Origin of the sequence: Rhodococcus sp. 21391, assembly GCF_016772255.1 — a bacterium.
GTDB lineage: Bacteria > Actinomycetota > Actinomycetes > Mycobacteriales > Mycobacteriaceae > Rhodococcus_F > Rhodococcus_F opacus.
Window position 1 is genome coordinate 3,760,676 of sequence record NZ_CP063781.1, and the last position, 15,615, is coordinate 3,776,290.

Here is a 15,615-nt window from a genome sequence, read left to right on the forward strand (position 1 = left end):
CTGCGGCGGGGGCTTCTTCGTGCTGAGCGACCGGCTTCACCGGACCGGGCGGCCGGACCCCTCACGTCATCTACGCTGGACGGGAAATCCGTCACTGCAGCCGGAGGGGTTCTCCATGCCAGCTCAGCACTTCCTCACCAAGATCACGGACACCGTGGGAGCTGTGCGGGTGATGAACCGCGCAGGCCTCGTTCCCTTTCCCCGCGTCGACCAGGGCGTCCGATCGATCCTGGCCGTGCGGAAGTACGGTCCGTTCGCCGGGCCCGTCCACGCGAATGCCGAGGCCGGACTGGATGCGGTGGCCCTGATCGACGAGCGCGGCCCGCTCACCTACACCGACATCGAGGAGCAGTCCAACGCCCTGGTGCGGGCGTGGCAGGCCGACGGCATCACTCCCGGTTCCGTCATGGGATGCATGTGCCGCAATCATCGCGGCCTGGTCCTGACGATGCTCGCCGCCGCCAAGAACGGCACCAAGCTGGTGCTGATGAACACCGGGTTCGCCCGGCCCCAACTCGTCGACGTCGCCGCCCGCGAGCAGGTTCAGGCGTTCGTGTACGACGACGAGTTCCACGCGGTCGCCGAGGCCCTCCCGGACGAGGTCATCGCCTATCGCTCCTGGGCGGAGGACGATTCGACGTCCCAGGTCCGCACACTCGACGACGTGATGGAGGGCAGAGACCGCAGTTCGCTGCCCGCGCCGTCCACGCAGGGCGGTTTCGTCCTCCTCACCAGCGGCACCACGGGTACACCGAAGGGCGCTCCCCGCGGACACACGTCGCCGCTCGCGTCGGCCCAGTTCCTCGACCGGGTTCCGCTGCGACGCGGGCAGACGATGATGATGGCGGCCCCCGCGTTCCACGGAACGGGAGTCTCCCAGTTCGCACTCGCACTGGCACTGGGCCAGACCGTGGTGATGCATCGCAAGTTCGATCCGGAGAACACGATCCGCCTGGTCGAGAAGCACCGCTGCGACACACTGGTCGTCGTTCCCACCATGCTGCAGCGCATCATCGACCTCGGGCCGGAGACCCTGGCCAAGTACGACACGTCGAGCCTGAAGATCATCTTCGCGGCCGGGTCCGCCCTCTCCCCCGACCTCTGCAAACGCACCACCGCCGCTTTCGGCGACGTGCTCCACAACCTGTACGGCTCCACCGAAGTCGCCGTCGCCACCGTCGCGACTCCGGCCGACCTTGCGCTGGCGCCGGGCACCGCGGGGCGGGCACCCGTCACCTGTCACGTGGAACTCTATGACGAGTCGGGTCAGCGGATCACCGAACCCGAGACCGTCGGACGGATCTTCGTCGCCAGCGGTCTCAGCTTCTCCGGATACACCGACGGTCGCGACAAGGAGCGCATCAACGGTCTGCTGTCCACCGGCGACGTCGGCCACTTCGACCGCAACGGCCTCCTCTTCGTGGACGGCCGGGACGACGACATGATCGTGTCCGGCGGCGAGAACGTCTACCCTCTCGAGGTCGAGAACCTGCTCGCCGACCGGGAGGACGTGCTCGAGGCCGCTGTGATCGGTGTCGAGGACTCCGAATTCGGCCATCGACTCCGAGCTTTCGTGGTAGCCGGCCCGGGATCCGCAAAGGACGCCGACGAGTTGAAGGCCCACGTCAAGTCGAACCTGGCGCGGTACAAGGTGCCCCGCGAGGTCATCTTCATCGAAGAACTTCCCCGCAACGCGACGGGCAAGTTGCTGCGTCGCGTCCTGATCGAGATGGACGTCACGGAGAGCTGATCCCGATCGCGGGATCGGTGAACCGGTTCGTGTAGATCTGTTCCGCGGTCGGCGGATCCGGGATCGCGGCACCCCCGGCGACGAGAATCGGTTTCAGTTCGTCGACCGTCCCCTGCACTCGCGCCATGTCGTACGTTCCGACCGATCCGTCGGCCTCGTTCGCGATCAGCCCTTCGTCCTTCAGCAGTGTCGCACTGAACTCCGCCTCACCCTCGGTATAAGGCGAGAACGAGGAGTCCTGGGACACGACGTCCACGATGGCCTCGTTGGTGGACTCGGGAGCGGTGACGTAGTCGGCGGTGGACTGCTGGATGATCGGCACCAGCTTCTGCAGGCACGGCGTCAGCGATTCCACCTTGTCCGCGCGGACGGAGACGATGGACGCGTAGATGTAGCCCGAGTCCTCCCGTCGCGAGCGCGCGAACCCCGGCCGTCACGGCCACGAGCGGCCCCTCGGCGCGGCGGCCGCGAACGGTCAGGATGGCCGCGGGCCTGCAGTTTCCCGTGCTGTCGCCGGCGGGAGCACTCGCCCTGTGGTCCGCGGTGAGCTGGTTCGTCCTCTCCCCCGAACGGCAGTTCCTCCTTCCTCCGCCGAATCGCGTTCTCACGCAGTCGCTCCTGGACTGAAAGCACCCGTCCCCGATGCTCGAGGCCCTCGCCGTCACTGCCCGCGTCCCGCTGATCGGCCTGTGCTTCGGTTACGGGATGGCGGCCCGCACACTCGTGTGCGTCCTTATCGCCGCCTTTCCCATCATCACCAACACTCACTTCGGACTCCAGTCCGTCGACCGCGGCCTCCACGACCTGTTCACACTCGGCCGGGCATCCCGATGAGATCGCCTGGTGAAGCTGGAACTTCGACGGCACTGCCCGCCGTTCTCACCGGCATTCGCATCGCGTCCGGCCTCGTCGTGGTCGGCACGATCATCGGAGACCTGTTCTTCGCCAAGGGCGAGCCCGGCATCGGCACGCTTCTCGACGTGTTCCGCAGCCGGCTCCAATCCGAGGATCTCGTCGCCGCGATCGTGATCGCGTCCGGTGTCGCCGTGTTCTCCGCGTTCGGCATCCTGTCCCGACTGCTCGTCGGCAGCTGGCACTCGTGCGGCCACAAATCCTGAGCACACCTTCACGAAAGGCCGTCATGCCCACTTCCCCGTTCACCGCCCCGACCGTCGACATCACGCCGTATCTCGCCGAGGGAGCCCGCGCCCACAACAGTGCCGAATGCGCACGTGTGGCGGCGGAACTCGACACCGCCTGCCGTGAGGTCGGTTTCGTCCAGATCGTCGGTCACCGGATTCCCGGAGCGACGGTCGACCGGCTGGCCAGTGCACTCGACCCCGCGTCCGAGTCCCTGAGCATGAGTCTCGAATCGGATGAACGACTTCTACGAAGCCTTCGTCGTGGGAGCCGAGACCACGACGCCGTGATCGAACCGCTCCCGGGACTCTCGTCGACGGGGCGCCGGGATATCCGCCGATCACGGTCGCGGAGAACATCGCGCCAAGGTCGCCGGCTTGAAGCGGGCGTCAAACCGACTGCGGCACTTCGCGAAGCCGCGCGGGTCCTGTCCACCCGCTGGCAGCATCAGTCGGTGGGGCGCCCTCCCGCCGGCGATCGAATAGAGTTCGACGCAGGAGCCGGGCCGGGCGGCGAAGGCACGACCCGCCTCGAGGAAAGGGTTCGGAAGGATCGATGACACACACGGAACGAGCCCTGCTCACCGAATCCGTTCACGACACTCTTCGTGAACAGATCTTCTCCGGCGAACTGCCTCCTGGTACGCCACTCAGCGTTCCGTCGCTGGCCGCGAAACTGAACGTCAGCCGTACCCCTGTCCGGGAGGCCGTGCAGCAACTCATCTACGAGGGCATCGCGGTCTACACCCGCAATGCGGGCGCCAAGGTCGATTCTCTCGACGCGGACTCGATCCGCGCCGTCTTCGAGGTCCGCGAGGTGCTCGACGGACTGGCCGCATTTCATGCGACTGCCGCCGCCACCCACAAGACGGTGCAGCAGTTGAAGAAGATGGTGCAGGTCCAACGTGAGCTGCTGGACGGTCCCGCCGATCAGCGCCGCGATTCACGGCTCGACCTCGAATTCCACACCCTCATCCGGGAAACCGCGCGCAACAAGCCACTGAGCGAAGCCCTCCTGCGGTTGGACGGGCAATCGCATCTGTACCGGTCGGACATGTGGAGTGCGGATCTGAATCGGAGACTGGCCGTCACCGAGCACGAGCGGATCGTCGGCGCCATCGAGTCCGGTGACGCGGTCGGAGCGCGGGCTGCAGCATGCGCCCATGTGGCGGGATTGCTGGTACGAACGACGCGGATGTGAGAGCCGCCCTCGACGGGGGCGAGCAGACAAAAAAGAACCGGCGTCCTGGATTCCAGGACGCCGGTTCTTCAGTGGTAGCGGGGACAGGATTTGAACCTGCGACCTCTGGGTTATGAGCCCAGCGAGCTACCGAGCTGCTCCACCCCGCGTTGCATGAACGAAGTTACACGAGCGAACGAACGGATTGCAAATCGCCCGGAAAGCATCCGAATAGCAACCTTTCAGCACCACTCGAGTCACATCCGTTACCTGAATGTTATGACGCTCGTCACATTTCGGGCGAAATCTGTAACGCTGCCGAGACCTGAAACTTCGGGGACGACCTGGGAAAACAGCGGTCGTTCGTCCCAGTATTTGGACGCCCGTCACAGAAAATCGACCCGTGACCATTCCGTGATCACCGCGTACGTTCGTTGCCAGCCCGAAACTACCGGGCAACGCCGACCCGCCGCAGCTCGACCTGCCCCCGCGGGATTCGGAATCCCGACACCTCGAGGGGCAGGGACGAGGACAGATCGACCACCGGGTCGGCACACCAGCCGTTACCGCACCACCAACACCTCGTCAGCAGGCGCGGAGAGGAAACAACCACATGACCAATTCCAGCATCGTCAAGCGGACCATGGGCGCAATCGCACTCACCGGAGCAGTCATCGGAGTGCCGCTCGGCCTGAGCACCGGCACCGCATCGGCCGCTTCCGGAGACTGGGACGCCGTCGCAGCGTGCGAGAGCAGCGGCAACTGGGGCGCCGACACCGGAAACGGCTTCTCGGGCGGTCTGCAGTTCACCGACAGCACCTGGGCAGCGAACGGCGGCTCCGGCTCGCCGGCCAACGCATCGCGCGAGGAGCAGATCCGCGTCGCCGAGAACGTCCTGGCAACCCAGGGACCCGGCGCCTGGCCGGTCTGCGGACAGTACCTCTGATCCGCACCTTGCTCGAAGTGCCCCGCGCGCAGCACGACTGCGCGCGGGGCACTTCTGAATAGCGAGTCCTCGTCTTACACCACCGGGACCCGCTTTCCTGCCATTTCGACGTGAGCCGCTGCACAAAATCGTGGTGATCCCCACCACATAACAGCGGGGTAACGAATAGACGCCGAAACGATATCGAGACGCTCTGACCTGCAAAGACAGCGATACTTCGCCGTCGCCGCCGGACAGCTGTCCACCATTTTCGCCAGGTGAAGTGCGGGCAAAGCTCCCGTACGGTCGCTCTCGGCCCGAAACAACCGGGCGAAAGCCGGCCCGCCGCTGCTAGCTCTGCCCCGCGGGTTCGGAATCCCCGAAACCTTCGAGGGGCAGGGACGCGGCACAGAATCGCAGCCCGGCGTGACGACGCGAACGTCGTCGCCCGCAGGCCGGCCACGCCAGCAAGCGCGGAGAGGATTGACCCCGCATGACCAATCACAGCATCAGCAAGCGTGCCCTCGGCTGGATCGCCGTCACCGGAGCCGTCGTCGCCGTCCCGCTCGGACTGAGCACCGGCACCGCCTCCGCCGCTTCCCACAACTGGGACGGCGTCGCCCAGTGCGAGAGCGGCGGCAACTGGGGAATCAACACCGGAAACGGCTACTACGGCGGCCTGCAGTTCTCGCAGAGCACCTGGGAGGCCAACGGCGGCACCGGCTCGGCATCGAACGCCAGCAAGGCCGAGCAGGTCCGCGTCGCCGAGAATGTTCTCGCGACCCAGGGCCAGGGTGCATGGCCGGTGTGCGGGCAGTACCTGTCCACCGGTGGCGGCGACGTCGCCGAGGCTCCGGCCCCCGCCCCGGAGCCCACCCCGGCCCCCGCCCCCGCCGCTCCGGCTCAGGTTCAGGCACCCGCCCCGGTCCAGCCCGCCGCACAGCAGGCGCTCGACGCCGCGCGTCAGGTCGCCGAGCAGAACGGCTACGGACAGCAGTTCCAGCAGCTGGTGGACACCAACCCGCAGTTGGTCGACGCACTGCGCTGATCTTCCGCTCGTACGACGAGGCCCTGTCATCCGGTTCCGGATGACAGGGCCTCGTTCTGTCTGCGGCTGAAGCGCCTCTACTTCGGGATCGCCTCGTACGCGGCGACCGCCTTCTGGACGCGAGCAAGCGCTGCGCCGTAGGCCGCGAAGTCACCACTGCGCTGCGCCGACGTCAACGCGTTGAGCGACGCGTCCAACTCCGCCACGGCCGCCGAGACATCCGTGCCGGGAGGCGGTGTCGCCGGGGCAGTCGGCGCCGGTGCTGCACCCTGATCGACCGGCGGCGTGGTGCCGGACTCCGGGGGCGTCCCTTCTTCCGCACTGGGTGCCGTCGCCACCGAGCCCGTGCCGGCACCGAACACCTGGTCGAGCGCCTGCGCCAATGTCGGGGCGTACCCGACACGCACACTGTTACTCGGCGGTGGCTCGCGGTAGCTCACCAGCACTCGGGACAGCTGCGGGAACGTCGACGTGTTCGGGCCCGTCGAACTTCGCTCCGTATACATCGGTTCGACATAGAGGATGCCGCCGTCCGCGATCGGCAAGGTCAGCAGGTTGCCGTACTGAATCTTGTTCGATCTCTCGAGCAGGGTTCGCTCCGACGCCACCCGGGGATCCGAGATCATCGAGTTCTGCGTCTGCTGCGGGCCCTGGGTCTGCGTGTCCGTCGGCAACTGAAGCACCGTGAACTTGCCGTAATTCTCCGGATCCGACTTCACCGACAGATATGCGGACAGGAACTCGCGACTGTAACCCACCATCGCACTGGTCAGATTGAACGACGGTTTCCCGGTCTCGGGATCACCGACCAGCACGTAGTACGGCGGCTGGTTCGCGCTCGTGTCGATCGTGGGATCGCTCGGCACCGACCAGAACGCGTTGTTGGTGAAGAACTCCTTCGGATCGTCCACGTGGTACTTGGCGAGCATCTCGCGCTGCACCTTGAACAGGTCCTCGGGATAGCGGAAGTGCGCACGCAGTTCGTCGGGAATCGAATCCGCCGGCTGAACCGCATCCGGGAAGACACCCATCCACGCATCGAGCACCGGATCGTTCTGGTCCACCTGGTAGAGCTTCACGGTGCCGTCGTACGCGTCGACGGTGGCCTTCACCGAGTTGCGGATGTAGGACACCTCCTTACGGGGCAGCAGGCGGCCGGTGTTCTGGTCGATGCTGTCCTCGACGAGTCCGTCGAGCGAACTTCGCTGGGCGTACGGGTAGTCCTGCAGGGTGGTGTAGGCGTCCACGATCCACACGACCTTGCCGTCGACGACGGCCGGGTACGAGTCGCCGTCCGCGGTCAGCCACGGGGCGACGTGCGTGACACGGTCCCGCGGGTCCCGGTTGTAGATGATCTTGGAATCCGAACCGATGGCACCGGAGAACAGGATGTTGCGCTCGGTGTACTTGGCCGCGAACGCCAGCCGGTTGAACCAGTTGCCGATCGGCACACCACCCGAACCGGTGTACGTGTATCGCGAGGTGTCCGTGTCGTACTCCCGCGGATCCGCCCCTTGGGATCCGCCGACGATCGCGTAGTCGGCGTCCGTGTCGGCGATGACCTCGCCGTAGTAGATGCGCGGCTGCTCGACCGGGATGACCTGGGTACCCGCCTCCTGCGAGGCGATGTCACTGACCATATAGACGGGGTAACCGCTGTTGCTGTTCGCGGCTTCCTCGGCGGACTCGCCGGCAGCGGCGTTCACCCGGTTCGCGGGGGCCGCGACCAGTCCATTGCCGTGCGTGTAGACGGTGTGCTTGTTGATCCAGTCCGTCTGGTTACCCGTCAGGCTCTTGGACGACAACTCGCGGGCCGCGACGATGTAATCACGCAACTGCCCGTCGATGTCGTACCGGTCGATGTCGAGCGTCGGCGGGAAGCCGTAGAAGTTCTTCAACTGCTGCTGCTGGGTGAACGTCCGCGACAGGATGTTCGGATCGAGCAGTCGCGTGTTCTCGATGGTCGTGACGTCGGCGGGCACGTCCCGCGGCGGCTTCGTTCCGTACCCCTGATAGTCCTGGTACTCGACCTTGTCATCGGTGATGCCGTACGCCTGCCGCGTGGCGGCGATGTTCCGCTCGATGTACGCGCTCTCCTTGTCGGCGGCGTTGGGACGCACCGAGAACTGCTCGACCACGAGCGGCCACACCGCGCCGACCAGGATCGAGGAGAGCACGAGAAGCGCTGTCGCCATTGCGGGAATCCGCAGATCACGGAGGAAGATCGCCGCGAAGAACGCGCCCGCGCAGATGACCGCGATGGCCAGCAGGATCAGCTTCGCCTGCAGCACCGCATTCATGTCGGTGTAGCTACCACCGGTGAACGTGGGTTCCTTGCGGCTGCTCGACAGCAGCGAATAACGGTCGAACCAGTACGCGACGGCCTTGAGAAGAATGAATGTTCCCGCGAGTACCGCCAACTGGACTCGCGCCGCATTGGTCAGTGCCCCGCCCCGGCCCGCCAGCTTCAGCCCGCCGAAGATGTAGTGCGTCACCAGGCTCGCGAAGAACGCCAGCAGAACCGCGACGAACAGCCAGTTGAGGACGAAACGGTAGAACGGCAGATCGAACGTGTAGAAGCCGACGTCGAGGCCGAATTCGGGATCGGCGACGCCGAACGCGCCGCCGTTGACGAACAACTGCACCGTCACCCAGCTGGACTGGGCGATCAGCCCGGCGAGCAGTCCCACCGCGATCGGAATGGCCAGGCCGAACAAGCGCAGCCGAGTCATCACCGTGGTCCGGTACCGCGCCACCGGATCGTTGGGACCCGACACCGGGACGAACACCGGCCGCGAACGGTAGGCGAGCAGTAGTGCCAGCCAGACGATTCCGCCGACCACGACCCCGACTACGAGGAAGAGGAGCAGACGGGTGACGAGGACCGTGGTGAACACACCACGGAATCCGACCTCACCGAACCACAACCAGTCCGTGTAGGTACTGATGAGCCGAGGGCCCACCAGCAACAGGGCGGCGACGACAAGCGCCAGCACCAGCAGCACTCGGCTGCGTTTGGACAACGACGGTAAACCTGCGGGGGGCCGCATGCCCACGTGCCACACTCCAAGAACTCGGCGACGCTGTCGCGCCGCGATCAACTGCACCGTTCGTTCGTCCACGCCCGAACAGCAAGGGCGTGACCGTTTCGTCCCACTCTACGTAACAACCGAGAGATGCGGCCGTCGGTCGTGTTCCGGGGGTGCGAAGATGGGTCTCGTGAGTGAAGAGAATGTGAACCGAGAGACGGACGCCCTCGCCCGCTGTGTGCGCGAGGTGGTCGAATTCGTCGATGCCGGAGGGTGGGATCAGCCGCCCCAGATGTTCGCACTCGTCCCGACCGAACTGCTCGCGGCCGCCGAGCCGAGCCTGCTCGACCAACTCGCCGACGGCGCGGAATTGACCCCGGTGGAACAGGATCCGTTCCCCGACGACATCGACGGCGGGTCGCGCGCACTCGACGAGTTCCTCGCCACCACCAGCTGGCCGGAGTCCGTGGTGGGGTGCGCACTCGTTCAGGAGATCGTCGTTCTGCCACCCGAGGCGGAGTCCGATCTCGACGACGCGCTCGTCCCCCTGCTGTCTGATCGCGACGCCGCCGACGACGCCGCGCGGGCCGCGGCCGAGTCGCATCCCGACCGCCGGTCCGCCCGGTTGATCGCCGCCGTGCTGCGCGACGGACCGTCGTTGTGCCTGATGCAGTTGCGCCCCGACGAGGACGCCGACCCGTACGCCGGGATCGAACTACTCACCTACGAGGATCTGGCACCGAATCTCATCAGCGCGTTGTACGCCACCCTCGACGCGACCGAGGAGGACTGACCGCTCAGCAGTGCGGCGCGTCGGCTCCGGTATCGATGGCCTCGAGCGCATCGACGGCACCGTCGAGGTTCTCGACCTTCACCAGCCGCAGCCCGTCGGGCGCACCCTGGCGTGCCTCGTCGCAGTTCTTCGCCGGCACGAGGAACGTCTCGGCGCCCGCCTCCTCCGCGGCGATCAACTTGTACTTGATGCCGCCGATGGGCCCGACGTCGCCGTCGGAGTCGATCGTGCCGGTGCCGGCGACGAACTTGCCGCCGTTGAGTTCGCCCGGGCTGAGTTTGTCGATCACGGCGAGGGTGAACATGAGCCCTGCCGAGGGGCCGCCCACGTCGGCGAGGTTGAAGTCGATCGTGAACGGGACGTCCGGGATCTCCTCGGGAGTGATCCCCAGGTAGCCCTTGGACTCGTCGTCCGGGCGTGCGCCGAGCACCACCCGCACCGTCGTTTCGGCGCCGTCGCGGCGGATCACGATCGGCACCTCCGTGTTCGGGGGCACATCGGCCACGGCCGCCTGCACGCCACCGACCGTCGACACCGGCTTTCCGTCGACACTCACCAACACGTCGCCCTCGCGCAGCAGTCCCTGGGAGGGGCCGTCCTCACCGACTTTGGCGATCCGCAGGTCCACCGGCTTGCCCAGGAAGTGGAGTGCCGCGAGTTCCGCGCTGTCCTCCGACTGCTGGAAGTCGGCGTCGTTCTCCTGCTTGACCTCGTCCTTCGACTTGTCTGGCGGGTAGACCTCCTCGCGGGGGACGATGCCCTGGCGCCCACTGGCCCACAATCCGAACGCTTCGAACACGTTGAGGTCGTCGCGCACCGCGACCGTCGTCATGTTGAGGTGGCCGGTGGTGTCGTCGACCTCCGTTCCCTCGATGGCGACGACTTCCTCACCACCTACTTCGCCGAGTGTGTTGAACGTGGGTCCCGGCCCGAGGGCCACGTACGGCACCGTGATCACCGTGCCGAGAATTCCGAGTACCACGATCGGGGCCAGCGCAGCCAGAAGCGTCACGATCCGTCGATTCACCTGGACCAGCGTAGAGCGCGAACCCGCGGACACGACTGTCGGCCGTCCGCGTGTTCGCCGTCAGCGTGACGAGGTGGACAGCCACCGAACCATGCGCCTTGTACCGTTGAGTCATGAGCAATCCGCCCTTCGGCTTCTCCAAACCCGACGACGATCCCGATCGTGACAAGAACACGGGGGATCAGAACGGGCCCGACCGCGACAAGAACGCGGGCGGTTCCGGCGACTTCGGTTTCGGGGCGGGTGGTTTCCCCGCCGGGGGCTTCGACCCGGCCTCCCTCGGCCAGATGCTGACCCAGTTCGGCCAGATGCTGAGCGGGATGGGCACGTCGATGGGGTCCGGTGAGCAGAGCGGCCCGGTCAACTACGAGATCGCGAAGAAACTCGCGCGCCAGCAGATGGGGTCGGTCGCGCCCATCACCCAGGGCAACTCCGAGGCGATCGCCGATGCCTCACGGCTCGCGGAACTGTGGCTCGACGCCGCGACGACGCTGCCGGCGGGCGCGACGAAGACCGTCGCGTGGACGCCCAACGACTGGCTCGACAACACCCTCGACACCTGGAAACGGCTGTGCGACCCGGTCGCGGAGAAGGTGTCCGGCATGTGGGTGCAGGGGCTGCCCGAGGAAGCGCAGCAGATGGCCGGCCCGATGATCGGCATGATGAGCCAGATGGGTGGCCTCGCGTTCGGCTCCCAGCTCGGCCAGGCCCTGGGCCAGTTGTCGAAGGAGGTGCTCACCTCCACCGACATCGGTCTCCCCCTCGGTCCGGCAGGCACGGGCGCACTGCTTCCCGCCGCGGTGGAGCGGTTCAGCAAGGGGCTCGAACAGCCCGACCGCGAGATCCTCGTGTTCCTCGCCGCGCGGGAGGCCGCCTACCAGCGCCTGTACAGCCACGTCCCGTGGCTGCGTCAGCGTCTCCTCGCCACCGTCGAGGAATACGCCCGCGGCATCACGATGGATTTCTCGGCCATCGAGGACATGGCGAAGGGACTCGACCCGTCCGCGCTGACCGATCCGTCGCAGCTCGAGAACATCCTGCAGCAGGGCGCATTCGAACCCCAGACCACACCCGAGCAGAAGCAGGCCCTCGAGCGACTCGAGACACTGCTCGCCCTCGTCGAGGGCTGGGTCGAGGTCGTCGTCGCGTCGGCACTGAACGACCGACTCCCCGGCGTCGCCGCCCTCAGCGAGACGCTGCGCCGCAGGCGTGCGACCGGCGGACCCGCCGAACAGACGTTCGCGACGCTCGTCGGACTCGAACTGCGTCCCCGCAAGGTCCGGGAGGCCGCGCAGCTGTGGACTCGCCTCACGTCCGAGTCGACCATCGACGCCCGTGACGGCGTATGGGCCCACCCCGACCTGCTGCCCGACTCGTCCGATCTCGACAGCCCGGATGCGTTCGTCGAACGTGTGCTCGGAGGCGGCGACGGCGGCGATTTCGACAATCCGATGGCACAACTGGAGGCAACCGAGGCCCGCGAGCGGGCCGAGGAGGCCGAGCGCGGCAAGTCCGGCAAGGACGACGACCCCGAGTCCTGACCTTCTGACCCCACCAACTTTTCGATAGCGGGAAATCCACAGGTCGAAGCACGTTTCGGCCTGTGGACAACCCGCGTTTTCGGCGCTGATGCCGGGTCGTGGCCTGCGATCCTCAGCGTGTGACCATCCAGCCCACGCGACACGTCGGTGTCACTCTCGATCCCAGGATCGCCGTACTCGTCCGCCCCGACGGGCGCCTGCAGTTCGGCTGGGATCCCGAGCGCGCTCTCGTACTCGCCCCGCCTCCCGGGGTCCGGACCGAGCAACTCCTCGCCGTCGTCCGACTGCTCGACGGCAAGAACTCGCGGCCGCACATCCTGTGGACTGCCGTCGGGTACGGCATTGCGCCCACGGACATGTCGAAACTTCTCGGCGACCTCGACCGGGCAGGTCTGATCGATGTCGCCGGGACATCCCCCGTCGCGGACACGATCACGATCCGCGTGCACGGGCGCGGCCCGCTGTCGGATGCGGTGTCGGCCGGGCTCACGGACGGCGGCATCCGGGTATCCCGCTCCTTCCGCTATTCCGCCGACAGCGACGTCCGGCGGTGGAACGCCCTGTGCGTCGTGCTCGCGGACGATCTGGTGGCGGAACCTCGGCTCGTCGCGGATCTGGTCCAGAACGCGATACCGCACCTGCAGGTCCGGCTGCGTGACGGCCGCGGTGTCGTCGGCCCTCTCGTGCTCCCGGGCAACACCAGTTGCCTGCGGTGCGCCGATCTCCTCCGCGCCGCGTACGACGAGGACTGGCCGCACCTGTCCGCTCAGCTCCTAGGGACGGTCGGGCACGCGAGCCCCGCCGTGATCATGGCCACGGCCGCAGTCGCCCTCGGCCAGCTCGAGGCCGTCTTGGCCGCGCCGCGAGGCGCGCCGCCCAGCAGCCTCGACGCGACGCTCGAGATCGATCTCGGGGCGCACCGGCTGGTGACCCGGCGCTGGCCGCGGCAGGCGAGCTGCAGCTGCACGTATCTGGCACCCGCTGCGGGCGAATCGAACCGCCTTCGGTCATGATGCATGATGGTGGGGTGTCCGACATCCCCCGCAGGAGTTCCACCCGCACCGCCAAACTCGCGAGCATCCCGTTGGGGATCGCGGGGCGTGCTGCGATGGGCTTCGGCCGGAAGCTGACCGGCGGCGACAAGGACGAGATCGACGCCCAGCTGAGCGCCAAGGCCGCCGAGCAATTGTTCGCGGTCCTCGGCGAACTCAAGGGCGGCGCCATGAAACTCGGGCAGGCGCTCAGCGTCATGGAGGCGGCGATCCCCGAGGAGTTCGCGGAGCCCTACCGTGAATCGCTGAACAAGCTGCAGGCGCAGGCGCCTCCCCTGCCCGCGCGGGCCGTCCACAGAATGCTCGACCAGCAGCTGGGCACCAAGTGGCGTGACCGGTTCCAGTCGTTCGACGACACCCCGACCGCATCGGCCAGCATCGGCCAGGTACACCGCGCGGTCTGGGCCGACGGTCGCGACGTGGCCGTCAAGGTTCAGTACCCCGGCGCCGACGAAGCGCTGCGCGCCGACCTGAAGACGCTCGGCCGATTCGCGGGACTGTTCGCCTCGGTCATGCCCGGCGTCGACGTGCGCCCGGTCATCGACGAGTTCACGGCCCGCACCGAGGAAGAACTCGACTACCGGATCGAGGCGAACAATCAGCGCCGCTTCGCCAAGGTGTACGACGGGGATCCGCAGTTCGCGATTCCGCACGTGGTCGCCAGTGCCCCCAAGGTCGTGGTCACCGAATGGATGTCGGCGAAGCCGCTGTCGGCCATCATCGCCGACGGCACCCCCGAGGAACGCAACACCGCGGGTGCACTGCTCGCGGAGTTCCACTTCGCCTCCCCCACCCGCGTCGGCCTGCTTCACTGCGACCCGCACCCGGGTAACTTCATGCTGCACAGCGACGGCCGCCTCGGTGTCATCGATTTCGGTGCCGCCGCACCGTTTCCGCACGGGCTTCCCCCGGTGCTCGGGTCCATGGTCCGGCTGGCACTCCACGAGCAGTTCGACGAACTGACGGAGTTGCTGCACGCCAACGGATTCGTCCTGCCCGGCCGAACGGTCACCGACAAAGAGATCGCGGACTACCTGCGTCCCGTCACCGACCCGATCCGCACCGAATCGTTCCACTTCACCCGCGCCTGGCTGCAGAAGGCCGCGGGTTCCGCGACCGACTTCAACAGTGCGCAGTTCCGGACGGCCCGGGCACTGAATCTGCCCGCGGAGTATCTGATGATCTTCCGGGTTCTCGTCGGCTCGGTGGGAATCTGCGCTCAGCTGGACGCATACGCGCCGTACATGGAGATCCTCACGCGGTGGCTCCCCGGGTTCGCCGACCCCGCCCCCGAGGACGAAGACACCGTCTGAGCCCGTAAACACAGAACGGGCGTTCGCCCGGCCACTCATGTGAGTGGCCGGGCGAACGCCCGAATTCTCCCGCCCCGTACCGGTTTCTACGCACAGACCAGAGTCTGCGTCTTGCGCGGACGTCCCCGGGGACGCTTGCGGGCGATCACGACGCCCTGGTCGAAGATCTCCCCACCCCACACGCCCCACGGCTCACCCCGATCGAGGGCCGCGTCGAGGCAGCGGGAGCGGATCGGGCAGGACGCGCACAGCGCCTTCGCCTGTTCCAGCTCGGTGGGAGAGTCCGCAAACCACAGGTCGGGATCATCGACCCGGCAGGGCAGGTCACCACGCGCGGACACTATCTGAACAAATCCGCTTGTGGCGGTTGAGGTTTCGGATACCCCTCGGCATGTCACGGTAGACACGTCCTTCTCCTCTGCTCTCATTGCGACGGTCAATCTCTTCGGTTCGATGAAGTGGGTGCGAACCAGAGCCGAGGCTGCGAGCGGGAAAAGAGCTCGAACTACAAAGGCCACGGTCCGCGATGCGGGTCCGTGGCCTTGAAAAGACGGTGGGAGTTGATCTACCGAGGAATTCCTCGACAACTCCGATACACGGACTCGACTGCTGCTGCGGGACGACGACGGGCTGCCGACCAGACAATCGCCGGTGCCGTTTCCGCCGCGTTCATGCCGAACAGCGCGGAGGCAGCAGCGACTGCCGTCTCATGTGCTTGGAACTTCGTCATTTCACTGCCACCTCCATTTCTTCTCGATCCGATGTGAACCACACGGGTCTCCCCGCGCACTGAAACCACAGTAGGCAATTCTCCAGAA

At 66.7% G+C, this 15,615-nt stretch carries 11 protein-coding genes, 1 tRNA gene and 3 pseudogenes; 10 read left to right on the top strand and 5 right to left on the bottom strand.

What is annotated here, in order from left to right:
* Positions 1–115 precede the first annotated feature (115 nt).
* Positions 116–1,750: an acyl-CoA synthetase gene (locus tag GO592_RS17615; protein WP_007296781.1), complete on the top strand. Its 1,635-nt coding sequence runs from the start codon at positions 116–118 to the stop codon at positions 1,748–1,750.
* Here GO592_RS17615 and GO592_RS17620 read toward each other — a convergent pair.
* Positions 1,737–2,156 (bottom strand): annotated as a pseudogene (locus GO592_RS17620) (nitrate ABC transporter substrate-binding protein); the annotation flags it as partial. The gene GO592_RS17615 and the pseudogene GO592_RS17620 overlap by 14 nt on opposite strands.
* A gap of 74 nt (positions 2,157–2,230) precedes the next feature.
* On the opposite strand from GO592_RS17620, the pseudogene GO592_RS17625 reads away from it, so the two are divergent.
* The 3 genes and pseudogenes from GO592_RS17625 to GO592_RS17635 all read left to right on the top strand — a co-directional run bounded on the left by GO592_RS17625 (position 2,231) and on the right by GO592_RS17635 (position 4,090).
* Positions 2,231–2,868: pseudogene (locus tag GO592_RS17625) on the top strand (ABC transporter permease).
* Between the two features lie 23 nt (positions 2,869–2,891).
* A complete protein-coding gene (locus GO592_RS46570; RefSeq protein ID WP_007296779.1) occupies positions 2,892–3,449 on the top strand; it encodes a 2-oxoglutarate and iron-dependent oxygenase domain-containing protein in 558 nt (185 codons plus the stop codon).
* Positions 3,446–4,090 (top strand): GntR family transcriptional regulator, encoded by a 645-nt coding sequence (locus GO592_RS17635; protein WP_007296778.1) that lies wholly within the window; start codon positions 3,446–3,448, stop codon positions 4,088–4,090. The genes GO592_RS46570 and GO592_RS17635 overlap by 4 nt, the downstream gene beginning before the upstream one ends.
* 72 nt (positions 4,091–4,162) lie before the next feature.
* Here the strand turns inward: GO592_RS17635 and GO592_RS17640 are convergent.
* Positions 4,163–4,239: transfer RNA gene (locus GO592_RS17640), tRNA-Met, on the bottom strand.
* 443 nt (positions 4,240–4,682) lie between these two features.
* Between GO592_RS17640 and GO592_RS17645 the strand changes: the two are divergent.
* Positions 4,683–5,012: pseudogene (locus GO592_RS17645) on the top strand (transglycosylase family protein); the annotation flags it as partial.
* A 475-nt stretch (positions 5,013–5,487) separates the two neighbouring features.
* Positions 5,488–6,042, top strand: coding sequence for a transglycosylase family protein (locus tag GO592_RS17650; RefSeq protein WP_005240188.1), 555 nt, complete (start codon positions 5,488–5,490; stop codon positions 6,040–6,042).
* A gap of 77 nt (positions 6,043–6,119) precedes the next feature.
* On the opposite strand, the gene GO592_RS17655 is transcribed toward GO592_RS17650, so the two are convergent.
* Positions 6,120–9,098 (bottom strand): UPF0182 family protein, encoded by a 2,979-nt coding sequence (locus tag GO592_RS17655; protein WP_202714882.1) that lies wholly within the window; start codon positions 9,096–9,098, stop codon positions 6,120–6,122.
* Between the two features lie 154 nt (positions 9,099–9,252).
* Between GO592_RS17655 and GO592_RS17660 the strand changes: the two genes are divergently transcribed.
* Positions 9,253–9,864, top strand: coding sequence for a PPA1309 family protein (locus tag GO592_RS17660; protein WP_005240184.1), 612 nt, complete (start codon positions 9,253–9,255; stop codon positions 9,862–9,864).
* Positions 9,865–9,868: 4 nt separating this feature from the next.
* Here the strand turns inward: GO592_RS17660 and GO592_RS17665 are convergent, their stop codons facing one another.
* Positions 9,869–10,891 (bottom strand): YlbL family protein, encoded by a 1,023-nt coding sequence (locus GO592_RS17665; RefSeq protein ID WP_186301284.1) that lies wholly within the window; start codon positions 10,889–10,891, stop codon positions 9,869–9,871.
* Between the two features lie 113 nt (positions 10,892–11,004).
* On the opposite strand from GO592_RS17665, the gene GO592_RS17670 reads away from it, so the two are divergent.
* The 3 genes from GO592_RS17670 to GO592_RS17680 all read left to right on the top strand — a co-directional run bounded on the left by GO592_RS17670 (position 11,005) and on the right by GO592_RS17680 (position 14,797).
* The gene (locus tag GO592_RS17670) at positions 11,005–12,432 is read left to right on the top strand and encodes a zinc-dependent metalloprotease (protein ID WP_202714883.1); all 1,428 of its coding nucleotides are present in this window, start codon (positions 11,005–11,007) and stop codon (positions 12,430–12,432) included.
* A 119-nt stretch (positions 12,433–12,551) separates the two neighbouring features.
* Positions 12,552–13,445 (top strand): hypothetical protein, encoded by an 894-nt coding sequence (locus GO592_RS17675; RefSeq protein WP_202714884.1) that lies wholly within the window; start codon positions 12,552–12,554, stop codon positions 13,443–13,445.
* Positions 13,442–14,797 carry an ABC1 kinase family protein gene (locus tag GO592_RS17680; protein ID WP_167121084.1) on the top strand — a complete coding sequence of 452 codons (1,356 nt, stop codon included), beginning with the start codon at positions 13,442–13,444 and terminating at the stop codon, positions 14,795–14,797. Before GO592_RS17675 ends, GO592_RS17680 begins: the two co-directional genes overlap by 4 nt.
* Positions 14,798–14,883: 86 nt before the next feature.
* On the opposite strand, the gene GO592_RS17685 is transcribed toward GO592_RS17680, so the two are convergent.
* Positions 14,884–15,225 carry a WhiB family transcriptional regulator gene (locus tag GO592_RS17685; RefSeq protein ID WP_016883149.1) on the bottom strand — a complete coding sequence of 114 codons (342 nt, stop codon included), beginning with the start codon at positions 15,223–15,225 and terminating at the stop codon, positions 14,884–14,886.
* Positions 15,226–15,615 lie beyond the last annotated feature (390 nt).